We start from the raw sequence: 20,659 nt of genomic DNA, 5'->3' as shown, positions 1-20,659 counted from the left end.
GGGCTTTTTTGGCGCAGTGGCACGGCGAGCGCGCCCTCCCCGTTCAAGGAGCCGTACGATGAAAACCATCCAAGGGCCGGCGATCTTTCTCGCCCAGTTCATGGGCGACGAGGTGCCGTTCGACAACCTCGCGCATCTTGCCGAGTGGGCCGCGGGTCTCGGCTTCAAGGGGATACAGGTGCCGTGCGACAGCCGCCTGATCGATCTCGAACAGGCAGCGGCGAGCCAGACGTATTGCGACGAGTTGCGCCAGATCGTGGACGACGCGGGCGTGACGATCACTGAACTGTCGACGCATCTGCAAGGGCAGCTCGTTGCCGTGCATCCGGCTTATGACGCATTGTTCGACGGCTTTGCCGCTGCCCACGTGCGCGGCGATCCGGCGGCGCGCACGCAGTGGGCGATCGAGCAGATGAAGCTTGCGGCGAAGGCTTCGCAGCGTTTGGGATTGAACACGCACGTGTCGTTTTCAGGGGCGCTGGCGTGGCCGTATCTGTACCCGTGGCCGCAGCGTCCCGCAGGTTTGGTCGAAGCCGCGTTCGACGAACTCGCGCGCCGCTGGACGCCGATTCTCGATGCGTTCGACGCGGCGGGCGTCGACGTGTGCTACGAATTGCATCCCGGTGAAGACCTGCACGACGGCGTGACCTTCGAGCGTTTTCTCGACGCGGTGAAGCAGCATACGCGCGCGAACATTCTGTACGACCCAAGTCATTTCGTTTTGCAGCAGCTCGATTACCTTGCGTTTGTCGACATCTATCACGAGCGCATCAAAGCGTTCCATGTGAAGGACGCGGAGTTTCGTCCGAACGGCAAGCAGGGCGTGTATGGCGGCTATAGCGGCTGGGTCGAGCGGGCGGGGCGCTTCAGATCGCTCGGCGACGGCCAGATCGATTTCGGCGCGATCTTCTCGAAGATGGCGCAATACGATTTTCCCGGCTGGGCCGTGCTCGAATGGGAGTGCGCGCTGAAGCATCCGCACGACGGCGCGCGCGAAGGTGCGCAGTTTATTCAGCGGCACATCATCCGCGTGGCCGAGCATGCATTCGATGATTTCGCCGGCAGCGGTGTCGACGCCGCGCAGTTAAAGCGCGTGCTCGGCATCTAAAGAGCGCGGCCAAACCGAAGGAGTAACGACGATGCCACAACGAAGGCTCAGACTGGGGATGGTCGGCGGCGGGCAGGGCGCGTTCATCGGCGCCGTGCATCGGATGGCGGCGCGGCTCGACGATCGTTTCGAACTGGTGGCGGGCGCGTTGTCGTCCGATCCGCAGCGCGCGCAGGCGAGCGCCGATGAGGCGGGAATCGCGCGCAGCTATGCGGACTGGCGCGAAATGGCGCGCGCCGAAGCCGCGCGCGACGACGGCATCGACGCGGTAGCGATCGTCACGCCGAATCATCTGCACGCGCCGGTCGCGACGGCGTTTCTCGAAGCGGGTATTCACATCGTGTGCGATAAACCGCTGGCGATTTCGCTGGCGGAAGGCGAGGCGCTGGCGAAACTGGCTCGCGAGAAGAACAAGCTGTTTGCGTTGACGCATACGTACTCCGGCTATCCGCTGGTGCGTCATGCGCGCGAGTTGATCGAAAGCGGTGAGTTGGGCGAGATACGCGTGGTGCAGGTCGAATATGCGCAGGACTGGCTGGCGGAGCCGATCGAAACGAGCGGCACGAACAAGCAGGCGGGTTGGCGCACGGACCCGGCGTTGGCGGGGCCGGCCGGATGTCTCGGCGATATCGGCACGCATGCTTATCATCTTGCTGCGTTCGTCACCGGTATGACGCCGCACGCACTTGCGGCGGAAGTGCATACGTTCGTGCCGGGCCGCCGGATCGACGACCACGTGCAGGCGATGCTGCGTTATCCGAACGGCGCGCGCGGCATGCTATGGGCGAGTCAGGTGGCGAGCGGCGCGGAAAATGCCTTGCGTTTGCGGGTGTATGGAACGAAAGCCGGTCTTGCGTTTGATCAGGAGCATCCGAATGAATTGTGGTTCACGCCATTGGGCGGCGCGGCCGAACGTCTGACACGAGGGCGCGTGAAGAGCACGATTGCGGCCCACGCGACGCGTGTTCCGTCGGGACATCCTGAAGGTTATCTGGAAGCGTTCGCGCAGTTGTACAAAGACGCGGCGTTGCAGATCGAAGCCTTGGACGCAGGCCGCGCTTTGCCCACCGAGAGCCTGTTGCTGACGACGGTGGAAGACGGTGTGGCGGGGCTACGTTTTATTGACGCGATGCTCGCGAGTAGCGCGGCGGATGGGCAGTGGCGGGAGATACAGTCAGCTTGAGCGCGGACACGTGGCGGACGGGCCCGGGCAGGCGCCGACTAGCTGCCTTTGCTCTTCTTGATCTGCTCTTCGAACGCGATATCCAGCTTGCTCGCCTTGCGCGGCTTCGGCGGCCCGAAAGCGTCGACGAATTTGACGAAGTCGTCGAGCGTCAGCGGGTCGGAGACTTTTTTATCCGTGCCGCTCGATTTGTCGACCAGATAAAACAGGCCGCCGGACAGGCTGATCGCGGCGAACTGCGGATTGCCGCTGCGGGTTTTCAACCGCTCGACGGCGTGGATGGCTCGGGTAGTGCGCATGATGGGAAGGCATCTAACTGAAGGTACGCACTTTAACAGTAATCGAGCGCGTGCCTGACTCCAGCAAGGAACGGGCGGACCACGATGACTTCAGTCGCCGCCCGATCTTGTACGATTTTTTCGTTGTGTACGATTTTATGATACATTAACAAAAATCGTACACATGCAAATTTATGCCGCGTGCCACCCATTCCTTTCTTGAAGCCCAGGTTCTCGCCGAAGCATGCGACGCCTTTGAGCGCTCTACCGGCATTTACAGGGCAGCGCCTGCTCGCAAGCATGTTTCGTATAGCGACGCCTCGATCTCTTTCGACCTTGCCGGACGGAAATTCGAAATGCCTACGCTCGTCACGACCCGGCTGGGCCTGGCGGAGATGGCAAACACTCTTCTCGCGGAAAGCCGGTCTTCTGCGATGGAGCCTCATCCGCTCTACCGCCGGCTCATGCTGGTCGCTCCTTACATCGAACCGCAACTCGCCGACCGCCTGATCAAGCAAAACGTGCCATTTCTGGACGCAGCGGGCAACGTCTTTCTGAGCGAGCCCGAAGGTATGGTCATGATCAGTGGCCGGCCCAAACCCCAGCAATTGCAAAAACCGCAGACAGGCCGCGCCACGACGCGAAAAGGTTTGCAAGTGATGTTCGCTATTGCGACACAACCGGGCCTCGTGTCGGAACCGTACAGAACTATCGCGCAGGCCGCTGGCGTCGCGTTGAGTACAGTCAACCAGGTGATCGACGATCTGCAGTTCCGTGGGCTGCTCGCCCAGAAGACCAGTGGCGAGCGCATCTTTCCGGACTGGCAGAAATTCGTTTTCGAGTGGAGCAGCCTCTATCAGACGCGCCTGCGACTGAAACTAGGGGCACGGCGCTTCGCCAGCACGGCGCCCGACTGGTGGCGCGAGTTCGACCTCGCAAGTGTCGACGCTCGCCTGGGTGGCGAGTCGGCGGCCGACATCCTGACGAATGAACTGAAGGCCGCGAACGTCACCCTCTACAGCCGCGCACCGCTGGGCAATCAGTTCATGCTGAACGCCAGGCTGCGCCCTGATCCACGCGGGGATGTCGAGATTCTTGAATCGTTCTGGCCGCAGTCGCTGGAGCTTAACTGGGTGGAATCGGGCCGCCAGCCGCTAGTCCACCCGTTCCTCATTTACGCGGACCTCGTTGCCTCGGGCGACAGCCGTAATCTTTCCGTCGCCGGGCAAATCTATGAGCAGTACCTTCCCCAACCTTAAGGTAGCCGACGAGCGGCCCGTCCACCCCGTTACCGCTGCGCTGCTTGCCCGCGTCCAGGAGACAGCGGATCAGCTAGGCACGAAGTTCGTTGTCGCCGGAGCAACCGCGCGGGATCTGGTGCTATGGCATGTGCACGGCGTGCGTGCTGAGCGCGCCACGCGTGACGTCGACGTTGCCGTTTGCGCGATCAGTTGGGAAGCGTACGGCGCCCTGATTACCGGGCTCGAACGGACAGGCCTTTTCAGGGCGAGTACCCGGGCACAGCACACTCTGGTGTTCGACGATCCGAGCGTCGGTTATTCGATACCGTTGGACCTGGTTCCGTTCGGCGAAATTGAAACTCCCGAGGGCGCGGTCGCGTGGCCGCCCAAGGGCGAAGTCGTAATGAATGTGCTGGGGTTTCGGGAGGCCGTCGACGAATCCGTCGAAATCGATCTGGGCGACGGTCTCATGGTTCCGGTTGTAACTCTGCCGGCGCTTGCGCTTCTAAAAATTCTCGCGTGGCAAGACCGGCGAGTGTCGAAGAATACTGACGCATCTGACCTGCTTCTGATCCTTCGCAACTACGGCGACGCGGGCAACGCGGCCCGCGTCTGGGACGACGGCGCAGACCTTCTCGAGCAACACGGCTTCGATGTCGATCTTGGCGCGTCCGCACTACTTGGCCGCGAATCGCGGCAGATCGCGTCTCACGCAACAGTTAATGCAGTTTCGGCAATCCTCTCGGACGAAGCCGTGTACAACACGCTGAGACGCGACATGCAGGCGCGTGCCGTCGCGCAGATGCTGGACGACTTCGCCGATGGATCCGACCGGACGTTGTCAGCCTTCCGGAACGCATTTCTGGGCATACCGGCCGCCGGCGCTTGATTGGGTCAAGAGCCGGCCATGAGTTGCCTCACTGACTCAAATAGACAAACTTGCCGTTCTTGATCGTCCCCATCACGCTAGCGCGCTGGTCCAGGCCCACGTGATCCTTCGGGCTCGTGTTGACCACGCCGTTCGGCACGACCAGCTCATGCGCATGCTCCAGCTCGTCACGCAGCGCCGTGCGGAACGCCGGCGTGCCCGGTTGCGCCGTCTTCAGCGCGCGGGCCACCGCGTCCTGCAAACGAGGATACACGCCGGCCGCGTCGCCCGCGAACTGCGTCACGCTGCCCGGGCCGTACTTCGCTTCATATTCGTTCGTGAAAGCGAGCGCCGCCTTTTTCGCCGGATGATCGGCCGGCAGCGTGCGCGCCACCACGACCGGCTGGGTCGGGAACAGCGTGCCTTCCACGTCCTTGCCGCCCAGCTTGATGAACTCCGGCGTGGCGATGCCGTGCGTCTGGTAGATCGGCCCTTTGAAGCCGCGCTCGATCAGCGTGCGTTGCGGCAGCACGGTCGGCGTGCCGGCGCCGGCGATCAGGATCGCGTCCGGCTTGGCGGCCATCAGCTTCAGAATCTGGCCGGTGACGCTCGCGTCGGTGCGGTTATAGCGCTCGGTGGCCACCAGCTGGATATGGCGCAGCGCCGCGAACTTGCTGAACTCGTTGAGCCAGCTTTCGCCGTAGCCATCCGCGAAACCGATGAAACCCACCGTCTTCACGTTGTGGTTCGACATGTAGCGCGTCATCACGTCGGCCATCGCGCTGTCGGTTTGCGCCATCTTGTAGGCCCACACCTTCTTGCCTTCCTGCGGCTCGACCACGCTTGCTGAGCCGATCAGCGTAATCATCGGCGTCTGGCTCTCGGCGACCGGATCGAGCGCGGCCATCGCGGCCGGCGTAATGTTCGGCCCGACGATCACGTCCACGTGGTCTTCGTTGATCAGTTTGCGGATGTTGCGCACGGCGGCGCCGGGGTCGGAAGCGTCGTCGAGGAAGATGTAGTCGGCTTTCTGGCCGGCGATCGTGGCCGGCCACATCAGCATCGCGTTCTTGCTGGTGATGCCGATCACGGCCGCCGGCCCGGTGCTGGACAGATCGATGCCGACCTTGATGTCGGCGTGTGCAGCGGTGGCGAGCAGGAGCGCGCCAAAACCGAAAGCGGCAGCGAGGCCGCTGATTTTTTTCTTATACGACGTCATCGAAAGGTCTCCGTAGCAGGATGCGAGGGTGTTATCAAAGTTCGTAGCTTTCGTGTTCGCCCTTGAGCGCCTGCTCGATCAGCTTGCGGTTCATGCTCGGCGACAGTAGTTCGACGAGCGTGTACACATAGCTGCGCAGATAGGCGCCCTGTTTCAGCGCGACCCGCGTCACATTGCTGCCGAACAGGTGGCCGACCGGCATGGCGCGCAAATGGCGGTCGCGCTCGGCGTTGAACGCGATATCCGCCATGATGCCGACGCCGAGGCCCAGTTCCACATAGGTCTTGATCACGTCGGCGTCGATCGCCTCCAGGACGATGTCCGGATGCAGCCCGCGCAGGCGGAACGCCTCGTTGATCTTGGTGCGGCCGGCGAACGCGTTGTCGTAGGTGATCAGCGGATACTGGGTCAGATCATCCAGCGACAAAAGTTTGCGGTCGAGCAGCGGATGATCCGGTTGCATCACCGCGACGTGGTGCCACTGGAAGCACGGCAGCGACACCAGTTCCTTATAGTTGGCGATCGCTTCGGTGGCGATGCAGAGGTCGGCCTGGTCGTGGAGCACCATTTCGGCGACCTGCGTCGGGCTGCCTTGCAGAATCGAAAGGTGGACCTTGGGAAAGCGTTTCTTGAATTCGGCGATGGCGGCCGGCAGCGAGTAGCGCGCCTGCGTGTGGGTGGCGGCGATCACCAGATTGCCCTGATCCTGCGCCGCGTAATCTTTACCGACCCGTTTGAGGCTCTCCACCTCCTGCAGAATCTTCTCGACCGACTGCAAAATGATGCGCCCCGGCTCGGTCAGCGAGCGCACGCGCTTGCCGTGGCGCGTGAAGATTTCCACGCCCAGCTCGTCTTCCAGCTCGATGATTGCCTTGGAAACGCCCGGCTGGCTTGTGAACAGCGCCTTGGCCGCTTCCGTCAGGTTGAAGTTCTGCCGCACAGCCTCGCGGACGAAGCGGAATTGGTGCAGGTTCATATATAACCTCTCCGCATATCAAAAGAATTTTTTAGTCGTTTGAAATATAAGGGCAGTTTATTACGATCTGTCCATCTTTTTCAATATGGATATCTGTATTTGTCATAAGCAAATGAGCGATGGGTCTAAACGTTCATGAGCCGAGGGTGACAAAGGGATGTATCCAGGGCGCGGCGAAACCGGATCGCCGTGCATCACTGCAAAAAATTGGGGTCCCCGAATGTACCAATACGATCAGTACGACCAGACCATCGTCGATGAACGGGTCGCGCAGTACGCCGATCAGGTTCGCCGCCGCTTGTCGGGCGAATTGAGCGAAGAGGAGTTTCGTCCGCTGCGCCTGCAGAACGGCCTGTACATGCAGCGTCACGCGTACATGCACCGCATCGCGATTCCGTACGGCAACCTGCGCAGCGACCAGATGCGCGTGCTCGCGCAGATCGCGCGCGAACACGACCGCGGTTACGGCCATTTCTCGACGCGCTCGAACATCCAGTACAACTGGATCAAGCTCGAAGAAACGCCGGAAATCCTGCGCAAGCTGGCGGCGGTGCAAATGCACGGCATTCAGACCTCGGGCAACTGTATCCGCAACATCACCGCCGACCAGTTCGCCGGCGTGGCGCCGGATGAAGTGGTCGATCCGCGTCCGTGGGCCGAAATTTTGCGTCAATGGTCCACGTTCCACCCGGAATTCGCGTGGCTGCCACGCAAGTTCAAGATCGCCGTGTCGGGTTCCAGGGAAGACCGCGCTGCCGTGCAGATTCACGACATGGGCGTGTATCTGCGCAAGAACGAGCAGGGCGAACTGGTGGCAGATATCCTGGCCGGCGGCGGCATGGGCCGTACGCCGATCATCGGCGCGATCATCCGCAAAGATCTGCCCTGGCAACATCTGTTGACGTACTGCGAAGCGGTGCTGCGCGTATACAACCGCTACGGCCGGCGCGACAACATGTACAAGGCGCGCATCAAGATTCTCGTGAAGGCGTTGAGCCCGGAGAAATTCTCGGCGCAAGTCGAAGAAGAATGGCAGCACCTGAAGGACGGTCCTTCGACGCTCACGCAAGCGGAAGTGGATCGCGTGTCGCAGTACTTCCAGCCGCCGGTGTACGAGAAGCTTGCTGATACAGACGCTTCGTTCGAAAAGCATCTGCTGGAAAATCGTGCGTTTGCCCGTTGGGTCGAGCGTAATGTGCGTCCGCATAAGGTGTCGGGCTATTCGTCGGTCACCTTGTCTTTGAAGCCGACCACGATCGCCCCCGGCGACGCCACGGACGCACAGATGGAAGCCGTCGCCGATTGGGCCGACGAGTACTCGCTCGGCGAAATCCGCGTGTCGCACGAACAGAACCTGATTCTCGCGAACGTGAAGAAGCGCGACCTGTTCGCGCTGTGGGAAAAGGCCAAGGCACAAGGTTTCGCGACGCCGAATATCGGCTTGCTGACCGACATCATCGCTTGCCCGGGCGGCGACTTCTGCTCGCTCGCGAATGCGAAGTCGATTCCGATCGCGCTGGCCATTCAGGAACGCTTCAACGATCTGGACTATGTGTACGACCTCGGCGATGTGTCGCTGAACATCTCGGGCTGCATTAACGCTTGCGGTCATCACCACGTCGGCAACATCGGCATCCTGGGCGTCGATAAGGACGGCTCGGAGTGGTATCAGGTGACGCTCGGCGGCGAGCAGGGCACGGGCGCTACCGGCGCACACCTTGGCCGTGTGATCGGCCCGTCGTTCTCGGCGGAAGAAATGCCGGACGTGATGAGCAAAGTGATCGATACGTTCGTGGAAAACCGCCACGAAGGCGAGCGCTTCATCGAAACGTACAACCGCATCGGCATCACCCCGTTCAAGGAACGTGTGTACGCCTCGCGTCAACCGGCTCACGCGTAACCGCGAAAAGGATACAGAACAGATGGCTTCTATCATCAAGAATCGCGCGATCGTCAACGATGACTGGACGGTCGTGCGCCCGGCAGAAGATGGCTCGCTGCCCGCGGTGAACGAATTGCCGGCAGGCAAGGTGCTGGTGCAGCTCGCGTTGTGGCAGGCTGAACGTGATGCGTTGACCGCCTCGCGTAGCGCCGCTGAGATCGGCGTGTGGCTCGCGCCGGACAGCGAGCCGGCGGATATCGTCGCCGACTTCGACAAGGTCGCGCTGATCGGCGTGGACTTCCCGGTGTTCCGCGACGGCCGCGGCTATAGCATCGGCCGCCTGCTGCGCGAGCGCTATGGTTACAAGGGCGAACTGCGCGCAATTGGCGACGTGCTGCGCGATCAACTGGCGTTCATGTTCCGTTGCGGCTTCGACGCGTACGCGTTGCGCGCGGACAAAGACTTCGACGACGCACTGAAAGCGTTCGACGAATTCAGCTTCAACTATCAGGGCGCGGTGAACTCGTCGCCGCTGTTCCGCCGCCGTGAAGCGGGCGAACTGGCAAAGGCATCGGCATGAGCGAAGTTCAAACCCTCACGCCGGAACTCGCCGCAAAGGTCGAGCGCCTCGATGCGCTGCTCGACTCGATCGCCGCGCGTCACGAGAACGTGAAGCTCGCCAGCAGCCTCGCAGCGGAAGACATGCTGCTCACGCATGCGATTCTGTCGCGCGGCGTGAAGATCGGCATCTTCTCGCTGAACACCGGCCGCTTGCATGCGGAAACGCTCGGCATGCTCGATCGTGTGAAAGAGCGCTATGGCTACGACATCGAACAGTTTCATCCGCAAGCCGCGGCGGTCGAGGAATACATCGGCTCGCACGGCCTGAACGCGTTCTATGAAAGCGTCGATCTGCGCAAGCGCTGCTGCGAAATCCGCAAGGTCGAACCGTTGAACCGCGCGCTGTCGAACGTTAGCGCATGGGTCACGGGCCAACGTCGCGAGCAGTCGGTAACGCGTGCCGAACTGCATGCGGAAGAGCATGACGCCGCAAGCAATATCGCCAAGTTCAATCCGCTGACCGATTGGACCGAAGCCGAAGTGTGGGACTACCTGAAAGCGTTCGACGTGCCGGTCAATCCGTTGCATGCGCGTGGTTATCCGAGCATCGGCTGCGAGCCGTGCACGCGCGCCGTGCGCCCCGGTGAAGATAGCCGCGCAGGGCGCTGGTGGTGGGAGTCGCGCGATACGAAGGAATGCGGACTGCACATCACGACGATTACGCCGATTGCAGTAGAGCGCGGCGCAGACGTCCAGGCCTGAAGTTGAGCGAGCGGGCCTTGGTTTTCGGCCCGAACACCGCACATACCGATTTGAATACCTGCGCGACGCGAGCAACCGCTTGCGACGCGAACCAACGAAGGACCCAGATATGAGCACCACGCTCGATTCCACTGTGAACGCACCGCTCGCCAACACGGCAAACCGTATGGATCACCTCGACTGGCTCGAAGCCGAGTCGATTCACATCCTGCGCGAACTGGTCGCCGAATGCAGTAAGCCCGCGTTGCTGTTTTCGGGCGGCAAGGACTCGGTCGTGGTGCTGCACCTCGCGCTGAAGGCTTTCGGCATTGGCGCGAATCGCAAGACCGTGCTGCCGTTCCCGCTCGTGCATATCGACACCGGCCACAACTACGAGGAAGTGATCGATTTCCGCGATCGTCGGGCGAAAGAGATTGGCGCTGAACTCGTGGTGGGTCATGTCGAAGATTCGATCAAGCGCGGCACGGTTCGTCTGCGTCGTGAACTGGATTCGCGCAACGCCGCGCAAGCTGTGACGCTGCTCGAAACCATCGAACAGTACGGCTACACCGCGCTGATCGGCGGCGCGCGCCGCGACGAAGAAAAGGCCCGTGCAAAAGAACGGATTTTCTCGTTCCGCGACGAATTCGGCCAATGGGATCCGAAGGCACAGCGCCCGGAACTGTGGAGCCTGTATAACGCGCGTCTGCATAACGGAGAACATCTGCGCGTGTTCCCGATTTCGAACTGGACCGAACTCGACGTGTGGCAGTACATCGCTCGCGAACAGCTCGAACTGCCGTCGATCTACTACGCGCATCAACGCGAGATCGTGCGCCGCAATGGCCTGCTGGTGCCGGTTACGCCGCTCACGCCGATGCGTGAAGGCGAAGTCAGTGAAACCGCGCTGGTGCGCTTCCGTACCGTCGGCGACATTAGCTGCACCTGCCCGGTGGAAAGCGACGCGGACGATCTCGAGAAGATCATCGCCGAAACGGCCGTGACCGAAATCACGGAACGCGGCGCGACGCGGATGGACGATCAGGTCTCCGAAGCCGCGATGGAACAGCGTAAGAAGCAAGGTTATTTCTAAGCACACGAACGAGGGTAAAGCAATCATGAGCGGTATTCACCAACCAGAAGACCTCGGCGTGCTGCGTTTCATTACCGCGGGTAGCGTCGACGATGGCAAGAGCACGTTGATCGGCCGCCTGCTGTACGACAGCAAGGCTGTGCTTTCAGACCAGCTTTCGGCACTGTCGCGCGCGAAGAATAAGCGTACCGTCGGCGACGAAATCGATCTGTCGCTGCTGACGGACGGCCTCGAAGCCGAACGCGAGCAAGGCATCACGATCGACGTCGCGTACCGTTACTTCGCGACTGCGAAGCGCAAGTTCATCATCGCCGATACGCCGGGCCACGAGCAGTACACGCGCAACATGGTGACGGGCGCGTCGACGGCACATGCGGCGATTATTCTCGTCGACGCAACGCGCGTGACGTTTGTGGATGGCGTGGCGCAACTGCTGCCGCAAACCAAGCGTCACAGCGCGATCGTCAAGTTGCTGGGGTTGCAGCACGCGATCGTCGCGATCAACAAGATGGACCTGGTCGATTACAGCGAGCAGCGCTTCAACGAGATCCGCGACGCGTATGTCGAACTCGCGCGTCAACTGGGTTTGAGCGACGTGCGTTTCGTGCCGGTGTCGGCGCTCAAGGGCGACAACATCGTGACGGCGAGCGAAAGCATGCCTTGGTACGCGGGCGAGCCGTTGCTGGACCTGCTCGAAGCGTTGCCGGTCGAAGTGCCGACGGGCCAGGCGCTGCGTTTCCCGGTGCAATGGGTGGCGCGTCAGGACGGCAGCCAGGCCGACGATTTCCGCGGCTACATGGGCCGTGTCGAAGCCGGCGAAGTGAAGCTCGGCGATACGATCGTCGTGCTGCCGGCCAATCGTGAAGCAACGGTTGCCGAGATCATTGCGCCGGTGCCGGGCGGCACAGCGGCGGTGGACCGCGCGTTCGCCGGGCAAACGGTGACGATTCGTCTCGCGGAAGACGTCGACGTATCGCGCGGCGACACCTTCGTGTTGCGTGAAGCGGCGCCGGAGCCGGCGAAGAAGCTGGAAGCCGATCTGTGCTGGTTCGATGACACGCCGCTGTCGACGCAACGCAAGTATCTGTTGAAGCAGACCACCAATACGGTGTTCGCGCGGATCGGTGCGATCAAGGAAGTGCTGGACGTGCATACGCTGTCGCAGGCGACCGATCGCAAGGATCTGACGATGAACGACATCGGCCGGGTGGCGCTGACGTTGCAGAAGCCGCTGGTGTGCGATGTGTATGACTCGCATCAGGGCACGGGTGCGTTCGTGCTGATCGACGAAGCGACGCATCATACTGTTGCGGCCGGGATGATCCGGGCGTTTTCGGCGTAAGCGGGCGAGGGCGCATGGCGACGCGACGCATCGCTCGCGCCCCAACCAACAGGTTGATTCAAATGGGTAAGGTTTATCTGATCGGCGCAGGGCCCGGCGCTGCGGACCTGATTACGGTACGCGGCGCGCGGCTGCTCGGTACCGCCGACGTGGTATTGCACGACGCGCTGGTCGAACCGGCCATGCTCGATTACGCGCCTGCGCATGCGCGGCGGATTGCGGTGGGCAAGCGCTGCGGGCAATTGTCGACAGCCCAGCAATTCATCAACAAGCAGATCGTCGACGCCGCTTTGGAGCACGACGTGGTGGTACGCCTGAAAGGCGGCGACCCGATGCTGTTCGGCCGCGCCGATGAGGAGATGCGGGCGCTGGAAGCGGCCGGTATCGACTATGAAGTGGTGCCTGGAATCACCGCTGCGCTGGCGAGCGCGGCGTCGTTGAAGCGCTCGTTGACACTGCGGGGTGTATCGCGCAGTGTCGCGCTGGCCACGTTCAGCCGTGCGCCGGGTTCCGATGAGATTCGTGAACAGGTGAACGCGGACTCGCTCGTGTTTTACATGGGCCGCGATAGCGGCGTCGAGATCGCGCAGCAGTTGATCGATGCCGGCAAGCCTGTTGCCACGCCGGTGGCGATTGTCGAAGCTTGCAGCACCGAGCGCGAGCGCATGCTGACGCTCACACTCGAAGAACTCGCAGCCGGCGACGCGCAGCGCTGGGTCGATGCATCGCAGCCGAGCCTGCTGATGATTGGGGACGCGTTTGCCGAGCGGCAGGTCGAGGTTGTTCGCTCCGCGGATGGGTTGTTGGTCGCGGCTTGAGGTTTTTGGTTGTTGCTGTGTATGTTGTTTGTTGTGCGCTTTGGGATGTTCGCATTTCTTTTGGGCACGTGAGAGCGCACGCGACCATGTCCCGCCGCGCGCCCGCGCGATTGCCTGTGTCTTCGACATCGTCAGCATGCGCCACTTCCGCCCACACTCAGGGCACCGACAACGTATGACATGCACTGATGAGAGCACATCCGCATGCTGCGTGATGTCCCTCGAGCGCAACGGGCTTGTCGTCGACCATCAATGATTCGTCACCTTCGACGATCGGATTGACGCCATGCTCCGGGCACGCCACCAGGTCACCCTTGCGCGCGATCGCCTTGCCGTCAACGACGTCCACCTGTGATCCTGTGATCACCCTTCCACCGTGGGTCGTGGTGTCGCCCACTACGATTACCTGTCTTGCCATTGCGTTTTCCTCTTCTCTAGCGGTTCGATCACAGTGCGATATTCGTCACGCCGGGCACCGCGCCGTCAACGTTCGGACTACCGAGGTAGGTCCACGTGACATCACGGCGATCAATTGCCAGAGCCCGCTCGCGCGGATCAGGGAAAGGCTGTCCTTGATCAACAAACGCCTGCTGGGTCCACGTGTTATAGAGAAACGCCTGGGGATGCGCACCGGCAACGCGGCCTTCCCAGATGCCCTGCTGCGGGCATCGCTGGTGTCCGGCGCATTGACGTATGGCGGTACTGGCGGATATTTCCCGCAGCCAGCCAGCACTGACCATGTGCGCGAGGATCATTTCGCGTGATGGTGGAAGCTGACGGGCTTCGCCCAGGTAATGCCATTGCATCGTCTCGTGCGACAGGCTGGTCATCGTCGCGGGTTCGAACCGCTCGCCGGCCTGGTAGTGTTCCGGCCGTCCGCTACGGGCCGATGTGAGCTGCGCCCTGGGCGTTCCTGGGGCATCGAACAGCGCCAGCCAGTAGCCGGTTTCGGGGACGCCCCGGCCTTCCCTGACTGCATAAGGACTCTCGGCGAGCGACGGGACATCGTAGCCATCCGGGATATGTTCGCGTCCCTGCAACATTGCGTTTGACGTTGTTCTGAGCTTTGCAGACGGAATGACAGCCTTGGCCGCATCGATCAGCGTCTGCTTGTTACCGTCCCACTTAGGCAGTGGTGCGGGAGGGAGCGGCAGCACCTTGTCCAAATTCGGCAGTCTGAGGCGGGTTCCATAATGCTCAAGTGCATCTCCGAGTACACGATATCGTTGCGAACGAGCCTGATCAACGTGTCCAACGAGGCTCTTTTCGTTCGACAAATTAAACCCGTCGAATTCGACGGACAAATTTTTGGCGCTTTTGGCGCTCCCCAATTTCACTCCTTCGTGAAATGTCTTCAACGCCAGCGCTTTTGCTTCCGGCGTGTAGCCACTTAGCTGCAAGTACCCAAGTTCATAGGCTGCATCCCCGTAACCCTGCGCCATCGCACACTTCAGCATCTCAATTGCAATTGACCTGTTTCCCCAGAAGTCCCCGTCGGGGTCATCATAGGTTCCCCCCAGTTTGTCCCCCAGAAACGTCATTGCAGACGGGCTGCCCATGTCCGCCGCGCGCTGGAAAAACGCATAGGCGCTGGTTGCATCACCGCCCCTGATCATACCGTTCTGATGGTATGTACCCATCATGTCGTAGGCATCCGGCACGCCGAGTTGCATCGCCTTCTCAACCCAGCGGATCGCAACCTCCGGATTGTGTTCCGGTACCGCGTAATCCGACAGGATCAGCGAGGCGAGATTGAGCATGGACTTCCAGTGATTGCGCTGCGCGGCTTGCTGGTAGAGCTGGTAAATCTTCGGATAGTCGCGATCCTTATAGTAGATGTCCGGGTTGTCCAGCACGAGTGCCTGCTGAAACCACAGTTCGGCCTGCGGATCAACAGGCGGCACGTGCTGGTCCTGATAAAGGCAGGTGAACAGCTTGCGATGCGGATTAAACAGTGGCAGCTTTTCGTAACGTGGCAGATCGGACATGGCGGTAGTCAGCTTGCTGGTCAAGGAAGTCAGTCTCCCGGCCTGCACAGAAGAGGTGGTCAGGAACAGGACGACGAAGACAATGCGGCAAAGGATGGTTGTGCACTTCATAGATGTCTCGTTCAAGCTAGCTCAGGAACCCTCGGTTTGACGCCATACTCCGGGCACGCCGCCAGGTCACCCTTGCGCGCGATTGCCTTGCCATTGCTTTCTTCTCTTCTCCAGCTGTTCGATCACAGAGCGATATTCGTCACGCCCGGCACCGCGCCGTCAACGTTCGGACTACCGAGGTAGGTCCACGTGACATCATGGCGATCGACGTCGAGAGACCTGTCGCGCGGATCGGGGAAAATTTGGCCGGGCTGGACAAACGCCTGCTGGGTCCACGTGTTATAGAGAAACGCCAGGGGATGCGCACCGGCAACGCGGCCTTCCCAGATGCCCTGCTGCGGGCATCGCTGGTGTCCGGCGCATTGACGTATTGCCGTACTGGCGGATATTTCCCGCAGCCAGCCAGCACTGACCATATGCGCGAGGATCATTTCGCGCGACGGTGGAAGCTGGCGGGCTTCGCCCAGGTAATGCCATCGCATCGTCTCGTGCGACAGGCTGGTCATCGTCGCGGGTTCGAACCGCTCGCCGGCCTGGTAGTGTTCTGGCCGTCCGCTACGGGCCGGTGTGAACTGCGCCCTGGGCGTTCTCGGGGTACCGAACAGCGCCAGCCAGTAGCCGGTTTCGGTTACCCGCTGGTCGCCGTGAACGGTGTAGGGGCTTTCGGCAAGCGGCATTACGCTATGCCCCTCCGGCACCTGTTCGCGGCCCTGCAGCGCTGCATGTGATGCGGATTTGGGCTTTGCGGGCGGAATGACGGTCTTGGCGGCATCGATCAGCGTCTGCTTGTTGCCGTCCCACTTCGGCAGCGGTGCGGGCGGCAGTGGCAATACCTTGTCAAGGTTAGGTAGCTTGAGGCGGCCTTGGTAATGTTCCAGCGCATTGCCGATCTGGCTATAGCGCTCGGCGCGGGCTTTGTCGATATGGCCGGGCAAGTTACGCCCGTTGGTCAAGTTGAACCCGTCAAACTCGATAAACAGCTTATTCGCGCATTCAGCGCTACCTAGTTTTACTCCTTCATGGAGAACTTTGAGAGCCCGTAACTTGTCTTCGCTTGTTCCTGGACGAGCATAGATGAAGCCCAGCTTTTCCGCAGCATCACCGGAGCCTTGAGAAAGGGCACACTCCAGCATTCGAGTGCCGATAGGCAGGTTGCCCCAGAATTCGCCCTCCGGATCGTCGTAAGTACCAGCTATTTTGTAGCCGAGGAAGGTCATTGCAGACGGACTGCCCATGTCCGCCGCGCGCTGGAAAAACGCATAGGCGCTGGTTGCATCACCGCCCCTGATCATACCGTTCTGATGGTATGTACCCATCATGTCGTAGGCATCCGGCACGCCGAGCTGCATCGCCTTCTCGACCCAGCGGATCGCAACCTCCGGATCGTGTTCCGGTACCGCGTAGTCCGACAGGATCAGCGAGGCGAGATTGAGCATGGACTTCCAGTGATTGCGCTGCGCGGCCTGCTGGTAGAGCTGGTAAATCTTCGGATAGTCGCGATCCTTATAGTAGATGTCCGGGTTGTCCAGCACGAGTGCCTGCTGAAACCACAGTTCGGCCTGCGGATCAACAGGCGGCACGTGCTGGTCCTGATAAAGGCAGGTGAACAGCTTGCGATGCGGATTAAACAGTGGCAGCTTTTCGTAACGTGGCAGATCGGACATGGCGGTAGTCAGTTTGCTGGTCGAGGAAGTCAGTCTCCCGGCCTGCACAGAAGAGGTGGTCAGGAACAGGACGACGAAGACAATGCGGCAAAGGATGGTCATGCACTTCATAGATATCTCGGTCATGCGAGGGCCGTGCTGTCAGATGAGGGTATCGTCACCGACGCATGCATGGTAGAAGTTGCGCGATGATCCTCAAATGGCAGCAGGAAGCCGAGCAAACTCGCCTTCCCCGCCAATTTGATGTCGTGGTTATCATCCATACGGCCTTTCCATTTTTCGAATTCAATTGGTACTTTTGATCTGTCTCCGCTACCGTGAATGTCGCCACCTGAATGCAGTTCAAAAACCCGCTCGCGCAGATCCGCAGCCCAGACCTGCCCGGTCGCCGCTATGTTGATCTCACTGTCCACCGACATGCTGCGCTGGTTCAGATTCGCGCTGCCGAGCGTCACGAACACATCGTCGATCAGCATCAGCTTTGAGTGGATATAGATCTCGCGATAAGCCATCTGGTTACCGATCACCCCACTAGTGCGCAGCCGGGCGACGCTCACTTTCAGACCCAGCGTGTCCTGCAACTGCTTAAGGCTCGGACGGTCCAGCACCTTGTTGCCTTTCTTGCCCTTGTGCGCATCCTTGTAATCCTGGTCGAGCTTGCCCTTGTCGACGTGTGTTGCCTGTTCGGGCATTGACGTGCTTGCACCCAGTTCGGTCAGCATGTCGAATGTACGCGGCACCATACCGTCGTCTTCGGGGTGGGGAATCACGATAAACAGATGCAGCACCGGCACATCCGTCATGGGTTTGTCCGGCAGTCTCGCCCAGGCATCGCAGAACTTTCCGCGTTCCCTTTTCAGGTGACGGGCAAACTCCGGATAGAAAAAATACTGGTTCTCGATGTAGATATAGTTGCGGGCAAAGCTGGTTGCCTGGAAGTAGAGTTCCTTGATGCTCTTGTCCAGTTCGTGCGGCTGAGTGCGTACGATCTGCACCCCATGTGCGGGATTCTTTGGCAAGACAGGAACCTTGGGCGGCAATTCCGTCAGTTCTCTCGTTTGCAGCGCGGCGGGAGCGAACAGGTTCCAGCCCCGCTCGAAATTCTCGTGCAGTCGTTTCAGCGCTGGTCCGACGACGCGACAGGCGTAATCCTGATATGGCTTGGTGTGCCCGTAGGCTGTCTTTCTGAGTGGTCCTTTCGGATCCTGCGTAGTCCGCTCATGGGTGAGTTCTACATCGACGTTACCGGCTGACCACGTTTCTCGCAACGGATCGTCGATCTCGTGTGCTGTCCGGTCCCAGAAATCCGTCACGGAATTTAGTCCCATGACGTAACCTACCGCCTTGCTGCCACCGTCATGTGCATAGTCGATCAGGACCGGTTTCTGGTGGTGGGTAGGATAATTTTCGAGCAGGCCGGTTTCATCGATCGGGTTGCCCGATTCGTAGGCAGGCTGATCCTCCTCTTTCGGCGCCGCTGCCAGCATCGCCTTGACATCGCCGGCAGCGATGCCGCGCAGAACAACCTGAAGGCGCGGATTCGAGCCTGCACCGCTTCGGCCACCAGGCAGGTGGCGCGCCCACCAATCAGCGCAGTACTTGTGGCGTTCGGGGTTGGCATACGGCGGCGATTGCCGGACGTGATTCGCAACGGCACTCCAACTTTGGTCCACGTCGCTGTAACCAGGCATGTTGTTCTGCCTGGCTGAGCCTCGCGCGTCGTACCAGATCAGTAGTCGCACCGTTACCGGATTGTCCTTTCGTGTCGTGACGGCCTCCAGCAGGCGGCCGTACCTCACGCCCCGTGGCCAGGCATTACCTTTTTTTATTTCATTGCCGAGGTCTGGGTCGAATCTTCGGCACATTGGACCACGCGTCAACTCCATGCCCGGATCGAAACCCCAGCAGACAATATCGACGGTGGATCTTGCATCCCAGATGTCCTTCGCAATCTCCGCAAAACCTTCCTCGCCGCAGACCATGAAATGCAGCCTGTTTCCGTAAGTGATGGGCATCTCCTTGCGGTTCTCGAGAAGCCATTGCACCGATCCGTTTGCCTTGCGACCCGCTTCATCGATCGCCACATCGATGGGGTTCTGCGTCTTGAGGTGGTTAGTCATGCGGTTATCCTTATCGATCAGTCGTACCGTAGCCTGAGCGGATCATCAGGCCACGCGTTCGCACCGGTTCGAATGCGTGGCCCTCTTGTCCAGCCATTCGATCACAGTGCGATATTCGTCACGCCGGGGACCGCGCCGTCAACGTTCGGACTACCGAGGTAGGTCCACGTGACATCATGACGATCAATTTCCAGAGTCCGCTCGCGTGGATCAGGGAAAGGCTGTCCTTGATCAACAAACGCCTGCTGGGTCCACGTGTTATAGAGAAACGCCTGCGGATGCGCACCGGCAATGCGGCCTTCCCAGATGCCCTGCTGCGGGCATCGCTGGTGTCCGGCGCATTGACTTATTGGCGTACTGGCGGATATTTCCCGCAGCCAGCCAGCACTGACCATATGCGCGAGGATCATTTCGCGCGATGGTGGAAGCTGACGGGCTTTGCCCAGGTAGTGCCATTGCATCGTCTCGTGCGACAGGCTGGTCATCGTCGCGGGTTCGAACCGCTCGCCGGCCTGGTAGTGTTCCGGCCGTCCGCTACGGGCAGGTGTGAGCTGCGCCCTGGGCGTTCCTGGGGCATCGAACAGCGCCAGCCAGTAGCCGGTTTCGGGTACCCGCTGGTCGCCGTGAACCGTGTAGAGGCTTTCGGCAAGCGGCATTACGCTATGACCGTCCGGCATCTGCTCGCGGCCCTGCAGCGCTGTATGTGATGCGGATGTGGGCTTTGCAGGCGGTGCGACGGCCTTGGCGGCATCAATCAGCGTCTGCTTGTTGCCGTCCCACTTCGGCAGCGGTGCGGGCGGCAGTGGCAATACCTTGTCCAAATTGGGCAGCTTGAGGCGGCCGTCATAGTGTTCAAGCGCATTCCCAAAAACTGCATAACGCTCCGCGCGCTGTATATCCACCTTTCCGGAGAGATTTCGCCCTGTCGATAGATTGAATCCTCGGAACTCTGAATCAAGCGCCTTTGCGCAGTTCGCACTACCTAGCTTGACTCCTTCGTGGAGAACTTTGAGTGCACGAAGCTTCGCTTCGTAGGTTTCCGGCCGCGAATAGATAAAGCCAAGCTTTTCGGCTGCATTCCCGTATCCTTGTGTCAAGGCGCACTCAAGCATGCGTGTTCCGACGTCCGAATTACCCCAGAATTCGCCATCTGGATCATCATATGTACCCGCCATTTTGTATCCGAGATAAGTCAGCGCCGACGGATTGCCCATGTCCGCGGCGCGCTGGAAGAAAGCGTAAGCAGTGGTGGCATCTCCACCCCGAATCAGCCCATTCTGATGATAGGTTCCCATGCGGTCCCATGCATCCGGCACGCCGAGTTGCATCGCTTTCTCCACCCAGCGTATGGCTAGTTCCGGATCGTGAACCGGCACCGCGTAGTCACTCAGAATCAACGAGGCGAGATTAAGCATGGCCTTCCAGTTGTTTCGCTCTGCAGCATTTGTGTAAAGCTGATAGACCCT

General features: G+C 60.5%; 15 protein-coding genes and 3 pseudogenes. 10 read left to right on the top strand and 8 right to left on the bottom strand.

What is annotated here, in order from left to right; genetic code table 11:
- Positions 1 to 58: 58 nt before the first annotated feature.
- On the top strand, positions 59 to 1,108 hold the full coding sequence (locus B0G71_RS15640) for a sugar phosphate isomerase/epimerase (RefSeq protein WP_116142655.1): 1,050 nt from the start codon (positions 59 to 61) through the stop codon (positions 1,106 to 1,108).
- A 31-nt stretch (positions 1,109 to 1,139) separates the two neighbouring features.
- Complete coding sequence (locus B0G71_RS15635; protein ID WP_116142654.1) at positions 1,140 to 2,291, top strand: Gfo/Idh/MocA family protein; 1,152 nt, start codon at positions 1,140 to 1,142, stop codon at positions 2,289 to 2,291.
- Between the two features lie 38 nt (positions 2,292 to 2,329).
- Here B0G71_RS15635 and B0G71_RS15630 read toward each other — a convergent pair whose 3' ends face one another.
- Positions 2,330 to 2,590, bottom strand: a complete 261-nt coding sequence (locus B0G71_RS15630) for a hypothetical protein (RefSeq protein WP_106279827.1) — start codon at positions 2,588 to 2,590, stop codon at positions 2,330 to 2,332.
- Positions 2,591 to 2,763: 173 nt separating this feature from the next.
- On the opposite strand from B0G71_RS15630, the gene B0G71_RS15625 reads away from it, so the two are divergent.
- Together B0G71_RS15625 and B0G71_RS15620 are read left to right on the top strand one after the other, a co-directional pair.
- Positions 2,764 to 3,828, top strand: a complete 1,065-nt coding sequence (locus tag B0G71_RS15625; protein WP_116142653.1) for a type IV toxin-antitoxin system AbiEi family antitoxin — start codon at positions 2,764 to 2,766, stop codon at positions 3,826 to 3,828.
- Positions 3,803 to 4,699, top strand: a complete 897-nt coding sequence (locus tag B0G71_RS15620) for a nucleotidyl transferase AbiEii/AbiGii toxin family protein (protein WP_116142652.1) — start codon at positions 3,803 to 3,805, stop codon at positions 4,697 to 4,699. Before B0G71_RS15625 ends, B0G71_RS15620 begins: the two co-directional genes overlap by 26 nt.
- Before the next feature lie 28 nt (positions 4,700 to 4,727).
- Here B0G71_RS15620 and B0G71_RS15615 read toward each other — a convergent pair whose 3' ends face one another.
- Both B0G71_RS15615 and B0G71_RS15610 read right to left on the bottom strand, forming a co-directional pair.
- On the bottom strand, positions 4,728 to 5,897 hold the full coding sequence (locus tag B0G71_RS15615; protein ID WP_116142651.1) for an ABC transporter substrate-binding protein: 1,170 nt from the start codon (positions 5,895 to 5,897) through the stop codon (positions 4,728 to 4,730).
- A 34-nt stretch (positions 5,898 to 5,931) separates the two neighbouring features.
- Complete coding sequence (locus B0G71_RS15610; RefSeq protein ID WP_106305919.1) at positions 5,932 to 6,873, bottom strand: CysB family HTH-type transcriptional regulator; 942 nt, start codon at positions 6,871 to 6,873, stop codon at positions 5,932 to 5,934.
- 220 nt (positions 6,874 to 7,093) lie between these two features.
- Here B0G71_RS15610 and B0G71_RS15605 point away from each other — a divergent pair, with 220 nt between their 5' ends.
- The 6 genes from B0G71_RS15605 to cobA all read left to right on the top strand — a co-directional run bounded on the left by B0G71_RS15605 (position 7,094) and on the right by cobA (position 13,310).
- Positions 7,094 to 8,773 carry a nitrite/sulfite reductase gene (locus B0G71_RS15605; protein WP_106279836.1) on the top strand — a complete coding sequence of 560 codons (1,680 nt, stop codon included), beginning with the start codon at positions 7,094 to 7,096 and terminating at the stop codon, positions 8,771 to 8,773.
- A gap of 22 nt (positions 8,774 to 8,795) precedes the next feature.
- The gene (locus B0G71_RS15600; protein ID WP_116142650.1) at positions 8,796 to 9,335 is read left to right on the top strand and encodes a DUF934 domain-containing protein; all 540 of its coding nucleotides are present in this window, start codon (positions 8,796 to 8,798) and stop codon (positions 9,333 to 9,335) included.
- Positions 9,332 to 10,078 carry a phosphoadenylyl-sulfate reductase gene (locus tag B0G71_RS15595; RefSeq protein WP_116142649.1) on the top strand — a complete coding sequence of 249 codons (747 nt, stop codon included), beginning with the start codon at positions 9,332 to 9,334 and terminating at the stop codon, positions 10,076 to 10,078. The genes B0G71_RS15600 and B0G71_RS15595 overlap by 4 nt, the downstream gene beginning before the upstream one ends.
- A 109-nt stretch (positions 10,079 to 10,187) precedes the next feature.
- Entirely contained in the window at positions 10,188 to 11,150 is a 963-nt protein-coding gene (gene cysD / locus B0G71_RS15590; RefSeq protein ID WP_106279842.1) for a sulfate adenylyltransferase subunit CysD, read from the top strand.
- Positions 11,151 to 11,175: 25 nt separating this feature from the next.
- Positions 11,176 to 12,492: a sulfate adenylyltransferase subunit 1 gene (locus B0G71_RS15585; RefSeq protein ID WP_116119209.1), complete on the top strand. Its 1,317-nt coding sequence runs from the start codon at positions 11,176 to 11,178 to the stop codon at positions 12,490 to 12,492.
- Positions 12,493 to 12,554: 62 nt separating this feature from the next.
- Positions 12,555 to 13,310, top strand: coding sequence for a uroporphyrinogen-III C-methyltransferase (cobA, locus tag B0G71_RS15580; protein WP_181916776.1), 756 nt, complete (start codon positions 12,555 to 12,557; stop codon positions 13,308 to 13,310).
- Positions 13,311 to 13,467: 157 nt separating this feature from the next.
- On the opposite strand, the gene B0G71_RS15575 is transcribed toward cobA, so the two are convergent.
- The 5 genes and pseudogenes from B0G71_RS15575 to B0G71_RS42650 form a co-directional block, all read right to left on the bottom strand.
- Complete coding sequence (locus B0G71_RS15575; protein WP_116142647.1) at positions 13,468 to 13,728, bottom strand: PAAR domain-containing protein; 261 nt, start codon at positions 13,726 to 13,728, stop codon at positions 13,468 to 13,470.
- A gap of 688 nt (positions 13,729 to 14,416) precedes the next feature.
- Positions 14,417 to 14,752 (bottom strand): annotated as a pseudogene (locus B0G71_RS42660) (DUF6396 domain-containing protein); the annotation flags it as partial.
- A 1,388-nt stretch (positions 14,753 to 16,140) separates the two neighbouring features.
- A pseudogene (locus B0G71_RS42655) lies at positions 16,141 to 16,542 on the bottom strand (DUF6396 domain-containing protein); the annotation flags it as partial.
- Positions 16,543 to 17,195: 653 nt separating this feature from the next.
- Positions 17,196 to 19,193 carry a phospholipase D-like domain-containing protein gene (locus B0G71_RS15560; RefSeq protein WP_116142644.1) on the bottom strand — a complete coding sequence of 666 codons (1,998 nt, stop codon included), beginning with the start codon at positions 19,191 to 19,193 and terminating at the stop codon, positions 17,196 to 17,198.
- A 704-nt stretch (positions 19,194 to 19,897) separates the two neighbouring features.
- A pseudogene (locus B0G71_RS42650) lies at positions 19,898 to 20,305 on the bottom strand (DUF6396 domain-containing protein); the annotation flags it as partial.
- Between the last annotated feature and the right edge of the window lie 354 nt (positions 20,306 to 20,659).

This window comes from Paraburkholderia sp. BL27I4N3 (assembly GCF_003386115.1).
Taxonomy (GTDB): Bacteria; Pseudomonadota; Gammaproteobacteria; order Burkholderiales; family Burkholderiaceae; genus Paraburkholderia.
The sequence above is the reverse complement of the archived record's forward strand: the minus strand, read 5'-3'. Positions and strand labels throughout refer to the sequence as shown.

Coding starts and splice junctions, on each gene's coding strand:
- B0G71_RS15635 (WP_116142654.1), top strand. CDS start 1,140: ATGCCACAACGAAGGCTCAGACTGGGGATGGTCGGCGGCGGGCAGGGC.
- B0G71_RS15595 (WP_116142649.1), top strand. CDS start 9,332: ATGAGCGAAGTTCAAACCCTCACGCCGGAACTCGCCGCAAAGGTCGAG.
- B0G71_RS15585 (WP_116119209.1), top strand. CDS start 11,176: ATGAGCGGTATTCACCAACCAGAAGACCTCGGCGTGCTGCGTTTCATT.
- B0G71_RS15630 (WP_106279827.1), bottom strand. CDS start 2,590: ATGCGCACTACCCGAGCCATCCACGCCGTCGAGCGGTTGAAAACCCGC.
- B0G71_RS15575 (WP_116142647.1), bottom strand. CDS start 13,728: ATGGCAAGACAGGTAATCGTAGTGGGCGACACCACGACCCACGGTGGA.
- cysD (WP_106279842.1), top strand. CDS start 10,188: ATGAGCACCACGCTCGATTCCACTGTGAACGCACCGCTCGCCAACACG.
- B0G71_RS15625 (WP_116142653.1), top strand. CDS start 2,764: ATGCCGCGTGCCACCCATTCCTTTCTTGAAGCCCAGGTTCTCGCCGAA.
- B0G71_RS15560 (WP_116142644.1), bottom strand. CDS start 19,193: ATGACTAACCACCTCAAGACGCAGAACCCCATCGATGTGGCGATCGAT.
- B0G71_RS15620 (WP_116142652.1), top strand. CDS start 3,803: ATGAGCAGTACCTTCCCCAACCTTAAGGTAGCCGACGAGCGGCCCGTC.
- cobA (WP_181916776.1), top strand. CDS start 12,555: ATGGGTAAGGTTTATCTGATCGGCGCAGGGCCCGGCGCTGCGGACCTG.
- B0G71_RS15605 (WP_106279836.1), top strand. CDS start 7,094: ATGTACCAATACGATCAGTACGACCAGACCATCGTCGATGAACGGGTC.
- B0G71_RS15615 (WP_116142651.1), bottom strand. CDS start 5,897: ATGACGTCGTATAAGAAAAAAATCAGCGGCCTCGCTGCCGCTTTCGGT.
- B0G71_RS15600 (WP_116142650.1), top strand. CDS start 8,796: ATGGCTTCTATCATCAAGAATCGCGCGATCGTCAACGATGACTGGACG.
- B0G71_RS15610 (WP_106305919.1), bottom strand. CDS start 6,873: ATGAACCTGCACCAATTCCGCTTCGTCCGCGAGGCTGTGCGGCAGAAC.
- B0G71_RS15640 (WP_116142655.1), top strand. CDS start 59: ATGAAAACCATCCAAGGGCCGGCGATCTTTCTCGCCCAGTTCATGGGC.